Source organism: Streptomyces sp. SBT349, from assembly GCF_001083795.1.
Classification (GTDB): Bacteria; Actinomycetota; Actinomycetes; order Streptomycetales; family Streptomycetaceae; genus Streptomyces.
Window position 1 is genome coordinate 1 of sequence record NZ_LAVK01000166.1, and the last position, 15,926, is coordinate 15,926.

Below are 15,926 nucleotides of genomic sequence, written 5' to 3' on the forward strand. Positions count from 1 at the left end.
GCACCCCGCCGTGCCCCAGGACCCGCCGGAGCCCCGGCCACCGGGGACCAGGCCGCCGGGCGGCGGCGGGCGGCGCCGGGACCGTATGTGTGGCCGCTCTCCGCCGCCTCCCCCGGGGCGCTCCGCGCCCAGGCCGCCGAGCTGGCGCGGCACGTCCGCTCCCACCTGGGCCGGGGCCCCGGCCGCGACCCGGACCCCGCCGACATCGGCTGGTCGCTGGCGGTCACCCGCACCGCCCTCGACCGGCGCGCCGCCGTCACCGGCGGCGACCTCGGCGAACTGCTCGATGGACTCGACGCGTTCGCCGCCGGCCGGCCCTCGCCCCGGGTCGCGACCGGCGTCGCCCGCGGCGGCGCGGGACCGGTCTTCGTCATCCCCGGCCAGGGCTCCCAGTGGGCCGGGATGGGCGCCCGGCTGATGGCGGAGTCGCCCGCGTTCGCCACCGCCGTGGAGCGCTGTGCCCAGGCGCTGCGCCCCTGGACCGGCTTCGACGTGGTGGCCGCGGTGCGCGGCGCCCCGGACGCGCCCGAGGCGGACTCCACCGAGGTGGTCCAGCCGGTGCTGTTCACGATGTACGTGGCGCTCGCCGCGCTCTGGCGCGACCACGGCGTCCGGCCCGCCGCGGTCATCGGTCACAGCCAGGGCGAGATCGCCGCCGCCCACATCGCCGGGGCGCTCTCGCTGGAGGAGGCGGCCCGCGTGGTGGCGCTGCGCGGCCGGGCCCTGGGCCGGATCACGACCCGGGGGGCCATGGTCTCCCTCGCGGTGTCGGCCGAACGCGCCGCCGCGCTCCTGGCCCCCTGGGCGGGGCGCCTGGAGATCGCGGTGGTCAACGGCCCGGCCGCCACCGTCGTCGCCGGGGACGCCGCCGCCGCCGACGCGCTGCTGGCCCACTGCGCGGCCCAGCGCGTCCACGCCAGGCCGCTGCCCGTCGCCTACGCCTCCCACAGCCCGCACATGGAGGCCCTGCGCGCCCCGGTCCTCGCCGAGCTCGGCGAGGTGAGAACGCGCCCCGCCACGATCCCGGTGATCTCCTCCACCACCGGCGGGCCGATCGACCCCGCCTCCCTGGACGGCGCCCACTGGTACCGCAACCTGCGCCACACCGTCCACTTCGCCGCGGCCGTGCACGCCGCCCTGGACGCCGGGCACCGCCAGTTCATCGAGGTCTCCCCGCACCCCGTGCTCACCGGCGCGCTCGCCGACATCGCCGCCGCGGCGGGGATCGAGGCCGGGGTCAGCGCCACCCTCCGCCGCGACCAGGGCGGCTCCGACGCCTTCGCCGCCGCCTGCGCCGAGGCCCATGTCGGCGGCTGCGCCGTGAACTTCGGCCGCCTCCACCCGGGAGCGCGCGAGGTGGACCTGCCCACCTACCGCTTCCAGCGCGCGCGGCACTGGCTGCCCGCCGCGAGGACCGGGCCCGACCTCGCCGCGGCCGGACTCCAGGCGGCGGGCCACCCCATGCTCGCCGCGGCGGTCGACCTGCCCGACGGATCCTGGCTCTCCACCGGCAGGCTCTCCCTGGCCGACCAGCCCTGGCTGGCCGACCACGCGGTGTTCGGAACGGCGTTGCTGCCCGCCACCGCCGTGATCGAGCTGCTGGTGCGGGGCGCGGCCCCGGCACGGTGCGCGGACATCGAGGACGTGGTGCTCAACGCCCCGCTCCCGCTGGACGGCGAGGCGTGCGACATCCAGGTGCGCTGCGGCCCTCCCGACCCCGCCGGGCGGCGGCCCCTGACCCTCCACGCCCGGCCGGGCGGCACCACGGCGTGGACGTGCCACGCCGAGGCCGTCACCACGGAGGCCGGGGCGGCGGAGGCCGCAGCCGAGGGCGCCGACCACGCCGAGGGCGCCGACCACGCCCACCACGCCGACCCCCGCGCGCCCTGGCCGCCGCCCGGCGCCACTCCCGTGCCGGTGGAGGACTGCTACCGGGAGCTCGACCGGCGCGGCTACGGCTACGGCCCCGCGTTCCGGGCCATGACCGCGCTCTGGCGCGACGGCGACACCCTGTACGCGGACGTGCGCCTCGCCGACGCCCAACGCGCGGAGGCCGGGGCCTACTCCATCCACCCCGCGCTCCTGGACGCCGCCCTGCACGGCCTGCTGCGGGCCCACCCCGACGACGGCATGCTGCTGCCCTACGCCATCGGGTCGGTGCGGGTGTCCGCCGAGGGCGCCACCGCCCTGCGCGCCACGCTCACCCCCACCGGCGCGGGCCGTTTCCGCGCCGAGGCCACCGACACAACCGGCCGTCCCGTCGCGGTCGTCGACGGCCTGCTGCTCAGGACCGCCGCGCCCCGGGCGCTGCGCTCCGCCCTCGCCCGCGCCGACCACCTGGCGCTGCGCCCGGTCTGGCACCCCGTCACGCTCTCCGGCGGCGAACGCGGCGGCCCCCCGGCGACGGCCGCCGTCACCCGCCGCGGCGACCTGCCCGGCACCTGGCACCACCCCACCCTGGCCGCCCTGTTCCGCGCGCTGGCCGCGGGGCAGCCAGCGCCGGAGGCCGTCCTCCTCGACTGCCGCGGCCCGGACTTCGCGGCCCCCGCCACCCCGGGGGCCGTGCTGCGCTCCCTCCAGAGCAGGCTGTCCGCGCTGCTGGCCGACGTCCAGGCGTTCCTGGCGCACCGCCCGCTGGAGGGAGCGCGGCTGACGGTCCTCACCGGCCGCGCCCAGAGCACCCGTTTCGGCGAGGTGGTGGGGGACGCGGCCGGGGCCGCCTGCGCCGGGCTCGTCCGTTCCGCGCAGAGCGAGCACCCCGGCCGCATCCAGCTGATCGACCTCGACGGCGGGCCCGGCGACCGTGCGGCCCGCGACCCGGCGCCGTTGGCCGCGGCCCTCGCCTCCGGCCGTTCCCAGCTGGCGCTGCGCGGCGCCACCGCGCACGCCCCGCGCCTGGCCACCGGCCCCGGCGGGGACGGCGTCGCGCTGCCCGGCGACGGCACGCCCTGGCACCTGGCCGCCTCGCCCAGCGGCACCCTGGAGGACGTCGCCCCCGTCGCCGCCGCCGCGTCGGCCGCGCCCCTCGACCCGCATCAGGTCCGCATCCGCGTGCGCGCCACCGGCATGAACTTCCGCGACGCGGTCGTCTGCCTCGGCCTGGTCCCGATGCACCCCATCGGCTACGAGGTCGCCGGCACCGTGACCGAGACCGGGGCCGACGTCGTCGGCCTGCGCCCCGGCGACCGCGTCGCCGCGCTCCTCGACCAGCGCTCCGGGGCGGGCGGTTACGGCCCCGTGGCCGTCGCCGACCAGGCCACCACCCTGCCCGTTCCCGCGCACTGGAGCGACGAGCAGGCCGCCGGGGTGCCGACCGTCTTCGTCACCGCCCACCACGCCCTGGTCGACCTGGCCGGGGTGCGGGCGGGGGACAAGGTCCTCATCCACTCGGCGGCGGGCGGCGTCGGCATGGCCGCCGTCCAGCTGGCCACCGCGCTCGGCGCCGAGATCCACGCCACCGCGGGCCCGGCCAAGCACGCCACGGTGGCCGCCCTCGGCATCCCGCCCGAGCGCATCGCCTCCTCCCGCACCCTCGACTTCGAGGACACGCTGCTGCGCGCCACCGGGGGGACCGGCTTCGACCTGGTACTCGGCAGCCTGACGGGCGCGTTCGTGGACGCCTCGCTGCGGCTGGTCCGGCCCGGCGGCCTCTACCTGGAGATGGGCAGGACCGATGTGCGCGACCCCGCCGAGGTGGAGGCCGCGCATCCGGGCCGCCGGTATGCGGCGTTCGACCTGCGCACCCTCCCCCCGGCCGAGCTGGGCCGCGTCCTCGACGCCCTCGTCCCCCTGTTCGAGAAGGGCACCCTGACGCCGCTGCCCGTCACCGTCTGGGACATCCGCCACGCCCGCGGCGCCCTGCGCCACCTGAGCCAGGGCCGCGGCACCGGCAAGCTCGTCCTCACCCAGCCCACCCCCCTGGACCCCGAGGGCACCGTCCTGATCACCGGCGGCACCGGCACCCTGGGCGCCCTCCTCGCCCGCCACCTGGTCACCGCCCACGGGGTCCGCCATCTGCTGCTCACCAGCCGCCGAGGCGAACGGGCCCCCGGGGCACGCGCGCTGGCCGACGAGCTGAGCGCCCTCGGCGCCACGGTGACCCTCGACGCCCGCGACGCCGCCGACCGCGCGGCGCTCGGGGCCCTGCTGGCCGGGATCCCGGCCGGGCACCCGCTGACCGCCGTGATCCACACGGCGGGCGTCTTGGACGACGCGCTCCTCGCCGAGCTCACGCCCCGGCGGCTGCGCACCGTGCTGCGGGCCAAGGCGCAGGCGGCGCTCCACCTCCACGACCTCACCCGCGCCACCGGCCTGCACGCCTTCGTCCTCTACTCCTCCATGGCCGGGCTGCTCGGCACCGCGGGGCAGGCCAACTACGCCGCCGCCAACGCCTTCCTCGACGCGCTCGCCCACCAGCGGCGCGCCGAGGGGCTGCCCGCGACCTCCATCGCGTGGGGGCTGTGGGAGGAGACCAGCGGGCTGACCGGCAAGCTCACCGCCGCCGACCGCGCGCGCATCGCCCGCCAGGGCCTCGCCCCCCTCACCACCGCGCAGGCCCTGGCCGTCTTCGACGCCGCGCTGGAACGGGACGACACGCTCGTCGCCGCCACCGCCCTGGCCCCCGCGCCCGCCGACGCCCCGCTGCCCGAACTGCTCGCGGGACTCGGACGCACGGGAGCCCGCCGCACCGCCCGCGCCGCGTCCGGGGGCGCGTCCGCGTCCCGCGCGGACGCGGGGGAGGGGCCGGGCGGCGATCGCGCGCGGCTGCTCGCGCTGCCGCCGGGAGAGCGCGCCGGGGCGCTGACCGCCCTGGTGCGCACCCACGCCGCCGTGGTCCTCGGCCACCAGGGGCCCGACGCCGTGGAGGCCGAACAGCCCTTCCCGCAGGCCGGGTTCGACTCGCTGGCCTCCGTCGAGCTGCGGACCCGCCTCGGCGCCCACACCGGCGACGACCTCGCCGCCACCGTTCTGCCCGCCCTCTCCCGCGTCGCCCGGCACACGCCGCCCGCCCGGCTCGCCCGCGAGCTGCGCGCCCTGCTGCTGCCGGAACGGGGCGCCGCCCGCGCCAAGGTGACCAGCCGCAAGACGGCCGTGCGGATAGCCGCCACCCGGCTGCCCGCGCCGGAGGCGGCGGCGCTGCTCTCCGACGCGTTCGCGCTGCCGGACCAGCACCCCGATGTGCGGGCCGCCTGCGCCGCGTTCGCCCCCGGGCTGCTCGACGACCCGCGGATCAGGGACCTGCTGGAGGCGGCGACGGCCGAGGGCCCCGCCTGCGCCCTCGCCGTCCTGCGCGTCCGCCCCGACCAGCTCGCCCCCCGCCACCGGGGCCGCTACGCCCGCCTGGTCACCGGCCTGTGCGCCGCGGAGGACCGCGCGGTGGCGCGCTCCGCGCTCCTCGCGCTCGCGCCCTGGGGACCCTGGACCGACGAGGCCCCCCAGGTGCTCGCCCGCGCCGTCACCGCGCTGGCGGAGCCGCCCGGCACCTGGGAGGCGGCCCTGTACGCGCTCGCCTTCCTGACCCGCACCGACCCGAGGGCGCGGGCCGCCTTCGGCGCCGCCGTGACCCATCTGGCCACCGCGGACGCCAGGTTCTCCACCCCGGAGGCCGAGACCGACCAGGACCTGCCGGGGCGGCGCCGGGTCCAGGCGGTGGTGTCCCTCCTGCCGCTCGGCGCGCTCCACGAGGGCGAGAACACCCGCGCGTTCGCCGCCGAGATCGGCGAACTCCTCGCCCAGCATGCCGACTACGCCCGCGAGGCCACCCAGCTCCTGGCCGCCGCCGTGGACCTGGACGCCGAGGCGCCCGCCCTCGTCCACGAACTCACCCGGCTGGCCCGCCTCCACGAACACCGCCCCGCCCTGGCGGGCCGCACCGCCGACGCGCTGGCCACCCGGCTGGCCGCCGCGGGTCTGGCGGGCCTCCAGGACGTCCTGCTGGCCGCCGCCCTCACCGCCGCCGACGGGGAGCTGGCCACCGGGCTGTTCGCCGTCCGGCTGACCGAGGCGGGCGGCGCGCGCACCGGATGGGCCGACCCCTGGCGGGAGCTGCTGGGCTACCTGCGCCGCCACCCCTGGCCCGACGTGCGGGACGCCGCCCTGGCCACGCGCACCGACGGGCCGGGCTGACCGGCTCCGCGCGCGCCTGAGGGCCCGGTTGTCGGTGGCTCCTGCCAGAATGCAACCGCGGCGCAGAGCGCGCCGGGGAAGCGGAGCGTTGATCGTGACAGAGTCCGTCGCAGGCCGGTCCATCGAGGTCCGGATCGCCGAGGAGCTGGGCGTACGGGAGGGTCAGGTGCGGGCGGCCGTGGGGCTGCTCGACGGCGGCTCCACCGTTCCGTTCATCGCCCGCTACCGCAAGGAGGTGACCGGCACGCTCGACGACGCGCAGCTCCGCGCCCTGGAGGAGCGGTTGCGGTATCTGCGGGAGCTCGAGGAGCGGCGGGAGGCGGTCCTCGATTCGGTCCGGGGACAGGGCAAGCTGGACGCCGCCCTGGAGGCCACGATCCGGGCCGCCGAGACCAAGGCGCGCCTGGAGGACATCTACCTGCCGTACAAGCCGAAGCGGCGCACCAAGGCGCAGATCGCCCGCGAGGCGGGACTTGAGCCGCTGGCCGACGGCCTGCTCGGCGACCCGGGGGTGGCCCCGGAGGCCGCCGCCGCGGCGTTCATCGACGCCGACAAGGGCGTCCCCGACGCCGACGCGGCGCTCGCCGGCGCCCGCGCCATCCTCACCGAGCGCTTCGGCGAGGACGCCGACCTGCTGGGCGAGCTGCGCGAGCGGATGTGGACCAGGGGCCGCCTGGTGGCCAGGGTCCGCGAGGGCAAGGAGACGGCGGGCGCCAAGTTCGCCGACTACTTCGACTTCGCCGAGGGCTTCGCCGAGCTGCCCTCGCACCGCGTGCTGGCGATGTTCCGCGGCGAGAAGGAGGAGATCCTCGACCTCACCCTGGAGCCCGAGCAGGCGCCGGACGACGGCGGGCGCTCCTCGTTCGAGCGGGCCGTCGCGCACCGCTTCGGCATCACCGACCGCGGTCGCCCCGCCGACGCCTGGCTCGCCGAGACCGTCCGGTGGGCCTGGCGCACCAGGATCCTCGTCCACCTCGGCATCGACCTGCGCACCCGGCTGCGGACCAACGCCGAGGACCAGGCCGTGGACGTCTTCGCGGCGAACCTGCGGGACCTCCTGCTCGCCGCGCCCGCGGGCACCCGCCCCACCATGGGACTCGACCCGGGCCTGCGCACCGGCGTGAAGGTCGCCGTCGTCGACTCCACCGGCAAGGTCGCGGCGACGGACACGATCTACCCGCACGCCCCGGCGCGGCGCTGGGAGGAGGCGCTCAAGACGCTCGCCGCCCTGGTCGTCGAGCACGGCGTCGAGCTGATCGCCATCGGGAACGGGACGGCGTCGCGGGAGACCGACAAGCTGGCGGGCGAGGTGGTGGCGCTGCTGCCCGACCGGAAGGTGACGCGGATGGTCGTCTCCGAGGCGGGCGCCTCGGTGTACTCGGCCTCGGCCTTCGCCGGGCAGGAGCTCCCCGGGCTCGACGTGTCGCTGCGCGGCGCGGTCTCCATCGCCCGCCGCCTCCAGGACCCGCTGGCCGAGCTGGTGAAGATCGACCCCAAGTCCATCGGCGTCGGCCAGTACCAGCACGACCTGTCCGAGGTGAAGCTCTCCCGCTCCCTGGACGCCGTGGTCGAGGACTGCGTGAACGGCGTGGGCGTCGACGTCAACACCGCGTCGACGCCGCTGCTGGCCCGCGTCTCCGGCATCGGCGCCACCCTCGCCGAGAACATCGTGACCCACCGCGATGCCAACGGCCCGTTCCCCGACCGGAGTTCACTCAAGCAGGTGGCGCGCCTGGGCCCCAAGGCGTTCGAGCAGTGCGCCGGCTTCCTGCGGGTCAGGGGGAGCGATCCCCTGGACGCCTCGGCCGTGCATCCCGAGGCGTACCCGGTGGTGCGGCGCATCGCCGCCTCCTCCGGCGCCGACGTGCCCGCCCTCATCGGGAACGCCTCGGCCCTGCGGACCCTGTCGCCGGCCGACTTCGTGGACGAGACGTTCGGCCTGCCGACCGTCACCGACATCCTCAGGGAGCTGGAGAAGCCGGGCCGCGACCCGCGGCCCGGGTTCAGGACCGCCCGCTTCATGGAGGGCGTCGAGAAGATCGGCGACCTGGCGCCGGGGATGGTGCTGGAGGGCGTCGTCTCCAATGTGGCCGCGTTCGGGGCGTTCGTGGACGTCGGCGTCCACCAGGACGGCCTGGTCCATGTCTCGGCGATGTCCAAGAAGTTCGTCTCCGACCCGCGCGAGATCGTCAAGCCGGGCGACATCGTCAAGGTCAAGGTCCTCGACGTGGACGTGCCCCGCAAGCGGATCTCCCTGACGCTGCGGCTGGACGAGGAGCCGGGATCCGGCGGCGGCCGGGGCCGGGGGGAGCGCGAGGAGCGCGGCGGCGGCCGGGGCGGTGGCGGCGGAGCGCCGCGCCAGCGCGACCGGCGCGGCGCCCAGCGCGGCGAGGGCGGTGGCCGGAGCGGAGGCCAGCGCGGCGAGGGCGGCCGGGGCGGCGGTAGCGGCGGCACCCGGCGTGACGCCCCACCGGCGAACAGCGCGATGGCGGACGCCCTGCGCCGCGCCGGACTGCTCAACTCCGAGCGCGGAAAGCGGTAGCCGCCCCGCTCACCTCGCCGCCCCGTCGAAGGCCCGGACCTCGTGCGACTGGTCCGGGCCTTCGCTCATGCGAAGGGGGCCTAGGCGTATTGCCAGACCGGCGGGTAATAACTTACGGTGCCGTAACCTACGGCAACGTAGGTACTTCGCATATGAACCCACCGGCAGGAGCCCCCGTGACCATCGACGCCGTCCCCGTAGCCAGGCAGGGCGAGTGGAGTGACACCCGCCTGATTCTCGCCCTGGAGGAGGTGGTCGAGCGTGAGCTGAACCGTCATCTGTCCGTCGCCCGCGACTGGATGCCGCACGAGTACGTCCCGTGGAGCGAGGGGCGGGACTTCGACGGGCCGCTGGGGGGCGAGCCATGGGCCCTTGAACAGTCCAAGGTCACCGACATCGGCAGGACCGCGCTGGTGGTGAACCTGCTGACCGAGGACAACCTGCCGAGCTACCACCACGAGATAGCCTCGATCTTCGGCCGCGACGGCGCCTGGGGGACCTGGGTGCACCGCTGGACCGCCGAGGAGGGCCGCCACGGCATCGTCATGCGGGACTACCTGCTGACCACGCGCGCGGTCGACCCGGTGGAGCTGGAGAAGTTCCGCATGGCGCACATGTCGGAGGGCTTCGAGTCCGACAACGCGCACTCGATGCTGCACTCGGTGGCCTATGTGGCCTTCCAGGAGCTCGCCACCCGCATCTCGCACCGCAACACCGGCCGGCAGTCGGGCGATCCGCTGTGCGATCGCATGCTCGCCCGCATCGCCACCGACGAGAACCTCCATATGGTTTTCTATCGCAATCTTCTGCGCGCCGCCTTCGAGCTCGCCCCCGACCAGACGATGCGCGCCGTGCGGGACGTCGTGGTCGGCTTCCGGATGCCGGGCCACGGCATACCCGGCTTCGAGCGGGCCGCGGCCCGGATGGCCATCGGCGGCATCTACAACCTGCGCATCCACCACGACGACGTGCTCCAGCCCGTGCTCCGTTTCCTGAAGACCCTGGAGCTGAGCGGCCTCGGCCCCGAGGGACAGCAGGCCCAGGAGGAGCTCGGGACGTTCATGTCCGGCCTCGACGCCGAGGCGCGGCTGATGGACGAGCGCCTGGCCGCCCGCAAGGCCCGCGCCGATGCCCGCAAGGCGCACAGCGCCGGCTGAGCACGGGCCGCCCGCCCCGACGGGCGGGAAGAAGCTCGGTTGCCCGGGGCCGGGAGACCCGTCTACCCTCGGACCTGGCCCTGTTGCCTCCCCTGGGAGCCCCGTTGAACTTCTGAGGTCCGGACACCGTGAGCCCGTCGGCCGCGCCGGTCAGCCCCGAGCTGAGCCGCGCGTCAGCCGCGTCTCGCGCCGACCTCGGACGTGGACGGCCCTCCCGCCCGTCTTCTCCGGATCGCCGGCCCTTCCCGGGCCCCGGTGTCCCCACGTGTCGCAGACATCCGCTTCGCGCACGCACCGGAGGCCCAGATGCCCGCCGCCACCACCCACATCGTCTGTAGCCGTCTGGCCTTCTCGTGGCCGGACGGCACCCCCCTCTTCGACGGCTTCGACCTCGCCGTGGGGCCCGGACGCACCGGCCTCATCGGCCTCAACGGGAGCGGCAAGTCGACGCTGCTGCGGCTGATCGCGGGAGAGTTCGCCCCCGTCTCCGGCACCGTCCACGTCACCGGCGAGGTCGGCCACCTGTCACAGAACCTCACGCTCGACACCGCCCTGCGCGTGGACCAGGTGCTCGGCATCGACGGCACGCGCGCCGCGCTGCACGCCATCGAGGCGGGCGACGGGGACGAGGCGCACTTCGCGGCGGTCGGCGAGGACTGGGACATCGAGGAGCGCACCCGCGCCACGCTCGACCGGCTCGGCCTGCACCACATCGGCCTCGACCGCACGGTCGGGCAGGTCTCGGGCGGCGAGACGGTGCTGCTGCGCCTGGCCGCTCTGCTGCTGCGCCGCCCCGAGGTGCTCCTGCTCGACGAGCCGACCAACAACCTGGACATCGACGCCAGAGCGCGGCTGTACGCGGCCGTCGACGCCTGGCAGGGCGTGCTGGTCGTGGTCAGCCACGACCGGGAACTGCTGGAGCGTGTCGACCACATCGCCGATCTGCGCGAGGGCGCGGTGCGGTGGTTCGGCGGCACGCTCTCGGAGTACGAGCGCGCCGTGGAGGTGGAGCAGGAGGCCGCCGAGCGCATGGTCCGCGTGGCCGAGGCCGACGTGAAGCGGCAGAAGCGGGAGCTGATCGAGGCGCACGACAAGCTCGCGGGCCGCACCCGCGTCGCGAACAAGGCGTACGAGAACAAGCGCGAGCCGCGCGCCGTCATGCGGGCGCGCAAGCGGGCCGCCCAGGTGTCGGCGGGCACGTACCGCATCCTGCACGAGGAGCGGCTGGCCGATGCCAGGGGGCGGCTCAGCGAGGCGGAGGGGGCCGTCAGGGACGACGACGAGATCCGCGTGGACCTGCCGCACACCGCCGTTCCACCGCGCCGCCGGGTGCTCACCCTGGACGGCCTGGAGATCCGTTACGGCTCCCGGGCGCAGCTGGAGGTCCAGGGGCCGGAGCGGATCGCGCTGGTGGGCCGGAACGGGGCGGGCAAGTCCACGCTGCTGGACACCGTGGCGGGCGAACTGCCGCCGGTGGCGGGCGAGGTGTCGGCGCACGTGCCGCTGCGCTACCTGCCCCAGCGCCTGGACATCCTGGACGAGTCGCTGTCCGTCATGGAGAACGTCAGGCGGCTGGCGCCGGGCACCGACGTCCAGCGCGTCCGGGCCCAGCTCGCCCGGTTCCTCTTCCGGAAGGACCGGCCCGACCAGCGAGTGGGGACCCTCTCCGGCGGGGAGCGCTTCCGCGCCTCGCTGGCCGCGCTGATGCTCGCCGATCCCGCACCTCAGCTGCTCATGCTGGACGAGCCGACGAACAACCTCGACCTCGCCTCCGTCCGCCAGCTCACCACGGCGCTGGAGTCCTACCGCGGCGCGCTGCTGGTCGCCAGCCACGACGTGCCGTTCCTGCGGGGCCTGGGCGTCGACCGGTGGCTTCGCTTGGACGGCGAGCTGACCGAGACGGATCCGCCGTGAGGCCCGGGGCGCCCACCGCGGACCGCGGTGGGCGCCCCGGGGCCGTCCGCGCCACCCCTCAGCTCATCTGGGTCGCCTGGAGGCGGGCGTAGGCGCCACCGCGCCGCAGCAGTTCGGCGTGGCTGCCGATCTCGGAGATCCGCCCGTGTTCGAGCACCACGATGCGGTCGGCGCCGCGCACCGTGGAGAGGCGGTGGGCGACGACGAACACGGTCCTGCCGCGCATCAGCCGGTCCATCGCCTCCTGCACCAGCGCCTCGGAGCGGGTGTCGAGCGCCGAGGTGGCCTCGTCGAGCACCAGGATCCGCGGGTCGCGGATCAGCGCCCTGGCGATGGCGATCCGCTGGCGCTGGCCGCCGGAGAGCCGGGCGCCGCGTTCGCCCACGATCGTGTCCAGACCCTTGGGCAGCCGCTCCACGAACTCCAGCGCGTTGGCGTCGCGCAGGGCGTCGCGCACGGCCTGGGCGTCGATCTCCGCCATGCCGTAGCCGACGTTCTCGCCGATCGTGCCCTCGAAGAGCACCGACTCCTGCGGCACCACCGACAGGAAACGGCGGTAGCTGCGCAGGTCGAGGCCGCCCATGTCCGCGTTGTCCAGCAGGATCCGCCCCCGCCCCGGGCGGATGAAGCCGATCAGCAGGTTGAGGATGGTGGACTTCCCCGCGCCCGAGGCCCCCACCAGGGCGACCGTCTCGCCGGGCGGCACCGACAGGCTGAAGTCGCTGACCGCGGCGGCGGATCCGTCGCCGTCGTAGGAGAAGTGGACCCCCTCGAAGTCGATGCGGCCCTTGACAGCCGTGACCTCCGTCTTGCCCGCGTTGACCTCCAGGTCGGGGGCCTGGAGCACCTCACCGGCGGAGCGGACCGACTCGAGACCCTTGGTGATGATGGGAGCCAGCCCCATCATCATCGTCAGGGAGCTGGTCAGCGAGGTGAAGAAGGTGCTGAGCATCACCACGTCCCCCGCGGTGATCGGCAGCCAGGCGTAGTACGAGATCAGCGCGGCCCCGGCCAGGAACCCGATGCCGATCACGTTGAGCAGGATCCAGGCGAGCGCGCCGAAGTGGCCGTTGAGCAGGTCGAGCCGTATGCCTGCGCTCAGCACCTGGCGCAGCGTGCCGTCCACGCGGCCCAGGGCGGCCCGTTCCAGGCCGTGCGCGCGGGTCACCGGGATCAGGCTGGTCATCTCGCCGACGCGGGAGGAGAGCTGCTCCACCTGCCGGCGGAACGCCTCGTTGTGGCTGCGCAGCCTGCCGCGCAGCCTGCGGATCAGGAGCGCCGCCGCGGGGACCACCAGGATGAACGCGGGCAGCGCCGAGGGGACGCGCACCGCGATGACCATCAGGCCGCCGACCAGCGAGATGAGCGCGGCCAGGCCGGTGTCGGCGCTCTGCTGGACCGAGGTCTCGATGTTCTCCACGTCCCGGATCACCTTCGTCTGCAAGGCACTGGCGCTCACGCGGGAGTGGTAGCCGATGGAGAGCTCCTGCATGCGGCGGCAGAGCGCCGAGCGCAGCGCGGTGCCGGTGCGCCGGATGCTGCCGTGCATGCAGCGGACGTACAGGAGATGGGTCGGGTAGTTCAGCATCAGGACGACCACCAGCACGATGGTGTTGGCGCCGAGCTCCGAAATGGGCCGCTGCTCGACGACGACATCGATGATGTTCGCCGTCACGAGGGGAAGCAGCCAGACCGGGCTGTGCTTGACGACGAACGCGAAGAAGGCGATCAGGAGCAGGAACCGGTCACCACGGAAGAGATACGCGAGGGTCCGCACCGGATGCTCCCCCCGGTAGCGGTGCTCCAGGGGACCTTGCGGAAGAGCCATGACAGCTGCACTCCAACGTCCAGGGGATTCGGTCGGAAGGACCTTGCCCCTGATATGCCTCGAACACTCTCCGAAATGTCGATAGGGAAGGGGTCTGCCCCTTTTGACTGTGGTTCGAGGTAATTCATATACATAGTGATAGTAGTCACGGGTGGCGCCCTGTGCGCCGAAAAGACCGGAGAGGTCGCTCCTTGGCGGTGCGATTTCTCATCTTGCTTATCTTCGCGCCGCATGAAGAGCACACACCGGCGCTCACGCCGTGGCGGCGGGCCGCCGCGCCTTCGCAACGGTGCGCCCGTCCGGTCGAGTGATGTGCCGACCCGACGGCGCTCGGAGGGGCCACCGCGCGCCCCTGGCGGCCGACCGCGTACGCGGCCCCGAACGGCGAAAGGACTGGTCGCGAATCGATCTGAAATGAAACGAGTTGATCGGGGTACGCCTCATATATGGCGAGTTGCGCGCACTGGGTCATGCCGCCGTGGCACATGCCAACACTCGGACTGAGGCGAAGCCAGCACGACCGGAAGGACTGGAGCCGGAGACCATGAACAGTCGATCAGGCGCCCTGCCGTCCCCCGCGGTGGACCAGGCGTCGGGCCACGCCGGGGTCTGGCGGTTCACCGTGCCGCCCGTCGACGTGTCGGTGCCGCAGATGCGGCACGCCGTGCGCGACCTCATCACCCGGCGCGGAGCGCCGCTCTCCCGTGACGGCCTGGACGGCGCCCTGCTGATCGTCTCGGAGCTGGTGACCAACGCCGTCCGGCACGCGGCCCTCCTCACCCCCGAGGTGGGAGTCGAGGTGGCCCTGGACGCCCACCGGCTGCGGATCTCGGTCGAGGACGGCCACCCCTACCGGCCCAGAGCCCTGCATCCGAACCCCGAGGGACAGCGCACCGGCGGCCGGGGGCTGCTGCTGGTGCAGGCCACGGCGCTGGGCGCGGGCGGCGACTGCGGCGTGGAGCCCACGGCCGCGGGCGGCAAGGTGGTCTGGGCGGAACTGCCCCTCGACCGGCACTGACGCGAGGACGGGGTGAGGCTCGATGGACATGGCGGCGTGTCCCGCGGGGCCGGTCCCCCGCCCGGGGTCACCAGCCCGCGGCCTCTCCCGTCAGCTCCCCGATCGCGGGGCGCGCCGCGTCCAGCACCGTGGGGAACCAGGCCGAGAACGTCCCCCTCGCGCGCAGCCGGTCGAGGTCCTCGGGGGTGACGAAGGCCGTCTCCATGACCTCCGCCGGATCGGGCCGCGGCGGCTGGGTGACCACCCCGGCGAAGAGGTGGTTGTACTCCTGCTCGACCAGTCCCGACTCGGGGTCCGGGTGGTTGTAACGGACGGTGCCCGCCTCGCTCAGCAGCGAGGGCGCGACGCCGAGCTCCTCGGCCGTGCGCCGCGTGGCCGCCAGGAACGGCGGCTCCCCGGGGAAGGGGTGCCCGCAGCAGGTGTTCGACCAGACGCCCGCCGAGTGGTACTTGGTGAGCGCCCGCCGCTGGAGCAGCAGCCGTCCCGAGGTGTCGAAGAGGAACACCGAGAACGCCCGGTGCAGCCGCCCCGGCGCGCGGTGGGCGGACAGCTTCTCCGCCGTGCCGGTCGTTCTGCCCTCCTCGTCCACGAGCTCCAGCATGACCTGGTCCGCCGCGACGGCTGTGGTGTGGGGCATGTCCACCTTTCCCTGGCAATCTCTCGGGTCCCTGGCGTGCGCTCGGACCAGTCTGCCGCACGGCCCGCCGGGCGGCCTCCCTCACGGGTGGAGCAGGCGCCAGCCCTCCCAGGCCGAGGAGACCATGGAGCGCAGATCCCGTTCCGCGGTGAAGCCCAGGCGCTCGCGCGCCAGCCCCACCGCGGCCACCACCCGCGCCGGGTCGCCGGGGCGGCGGGGGGCGACGCGGGGGGTCAGCTCCGGGTGGCCGCTCATCTCACCGACCAGCTCCGCGACCTCCCGCACCGAAGCGCCCCTGCCGGTGCCCACGTTGACCGTCAGGTCGCCGGGGGCGGCCTGACGGGCGCGCTCCGTGACATACCGGGCGGCCACCAGGTGCGCGTGGGCCAGGTCGGAGACATGCACGTAGTCGCGCACGCAGGTGCCGTCGGGCGTGGGGTAGTCGTCGCCGAAGATCTCCGGGCGCTCGCCGCGGGCGAGGCGTTCGAAGAACATCGGGATCACGTTGGCCGCCCCGGTGTCCGCCAGCTCCGGGCGGGCGGCCCCGGCGACGTTGAAGTACCGCAGGCAGACCGTGGCGATGCCGTGTGCCCGCCCGGCCGCCCTGACCAGCCACTCGCCCGCGAGCTTGGTCTCGCCGTAGGGGGAGACCGGCCGGCACGCGGTGCCCTCGGTCGCCAGACCCGCCTCGCCGCCCTCCGCCC

The 15,926-nt window shown here is 75.1% G+C and carries 8 protein-coding genes; 5 read left to right on the forward strand and 3 right to left on the reverse strand.

All coding sequences use genetic code 11. The annotated features are described in order from the left end of the window. Positions 1 to 87 precede the first annotated feature (87 nt). The 4 genes from ADY01_RS41330 to ADY01_RS20360 all read left to right on the forward strand — a co-directional run bounded on the left by ADY01_RS41330 (position 88) and on the right by ADY01_RS20360 (position 11,739). Positions 88 to 6,126: an SDR family NAD(P)-dependent oxidoreductase gene (locus ADY01_RS41330; RefSeq protein WP_053171026.1), complete on the forward strand. Its 6,039-nt coding sequence runs from the start codon at positions 88 to 90 to the stop codon at positions 6,124 to 6,126. Between the two features lie 94 nt (positions 6,127 to 6,220). Next, complete coding sequence (locus ADY01_RS20350) at positions 6,221 to 8,668, forward strand: Tex family protein (protein ID WP_049575500.1); 2,448 nt, start codon at positions 6,221 to 6,223, stop codon at positions 8,666 to 8,668. A 152-nt stretch (positions 8,669 to 8,820) separates the two neighbouring features. Then, entirely contained in the window at positions 8,821 to 9,825 is a 1,005-nt protein-coding gene (locus tag ADY01_RS20355; protein WP_107081771.1) for an acyl-ACP desaturase, read from the forward strand. Positions 9,826 to 10,131: 306 nt separating this feature from the next. Then, positions 10,132 to 11,739, forward strand: coding sequence for an ABC-F family ATP-binding cassette domain-containing protein (locus ADY01_RS20360; protein WP_049575482.1), 1,608 nt, complete (start codon positions 10,132 to 10,134; stop codon positions 11,737 to 11,739). 58 nt (positions 11,740 to 11,797) lie between these two features. Here ADY01_RS20360 and ADY01_RS20365 read toward each other — a convergent pair whose 3' ends face one another. Beyond that, positions 11,798 to 13,567 carry an ABC transporter ATP-binding protein gene (locus ADY01_RS20365; protein ID WP_049575484.1) on the reverse strand — a complete coding sequence of 590 codons (1,770 nt, stop codon included), beginning with the start codon at positions 13,565 to 13,567 and terminating at the stop codon, positions 11,798 to 11,800. A 544-nt stretch (positions 13,568 to 14,111) separates the two neighbouring features. Between ADY01_RS20365 and ADY01_RS20370 the strand changes: the two genes are divergently transcribed. Further along, positions 14,112 to 14,585, forward strand: a complete 474-nt coding sequence (locus ADY01_RS20370; protein ID WP_049575487.1) for an ATP-binding protein — start codon at positions 14,112 to 14,114, stop codon at positions 14,583 to 14,585. Between the two features lie 67 nt (positions 14,586 to 14,652). On the opposite strand, the gene idi is transcribed toward ADY01_RS20370, so the two are convergent. Both idi and ADY01_RS20380 read right to left on the reverse strand, forming a co-directional pair. Beyond that, positions 14,653 to 15,222: an isopentenyl-diphosphate Delta-isomerase gene (gene idi, locus ADY01_RS20375; protein WP_049575490.1), complete on the reverse strand. Its 570-nt coding sequence runs from the start codon at positions 15,220 to 15,222 to the stop codon at positions 14,653 to 14,655. Between the two features lie 81 nt (positions 15,223 to 15,303). Further along, the coding region (locus ADY01_RS20380; RefSeq protein WP_049575494.1) for an NAD-dependent epimerase/dehydratase family protein at positions 15,304 to 15,926 on the reverse strand (623 nt) is incomplete at its 5' end.

Bases quoted from the DNA above. Each gene is read 5' to 3' on its own strand.
- ADY01_RS20355 (WP_107081771.1), top strand. From the start codon at position 8,821: ATGAACCCACCGGCAGGAGCCCCCGTGACCATCGACGCCGTCCCCGTA.
- idi (WP_049575490.1), bottom strand. From the start codon at position 15,222: ATGCCCCACACCACAGCCGTCGCGGCGGACCAGGTCATGCTGGAGCTC.
- ADY01_RS20360 (WP_049575482.1), top strand. From the start codon at position 10,132: ATGCCCGCCGCCACCACCCACATCGTCTGTAGCCGTCTGGCCTTCTCG.
- ADY01_RS20370 (WP_049575487.1), top strand. From the start codon at position 14,112: ATGAACAGTCGATCAGGCGCCCTGCCGTCCCCCGCGGTGGACCAGGCG.
- ADY01_RS20365 (WP_049575484.1), bottom strand. From the start codon at position 13,567: ATGGCTCTTCCGCAAGGTCCCCTGGAGCACCGCTACCGGGGGGAGCAT.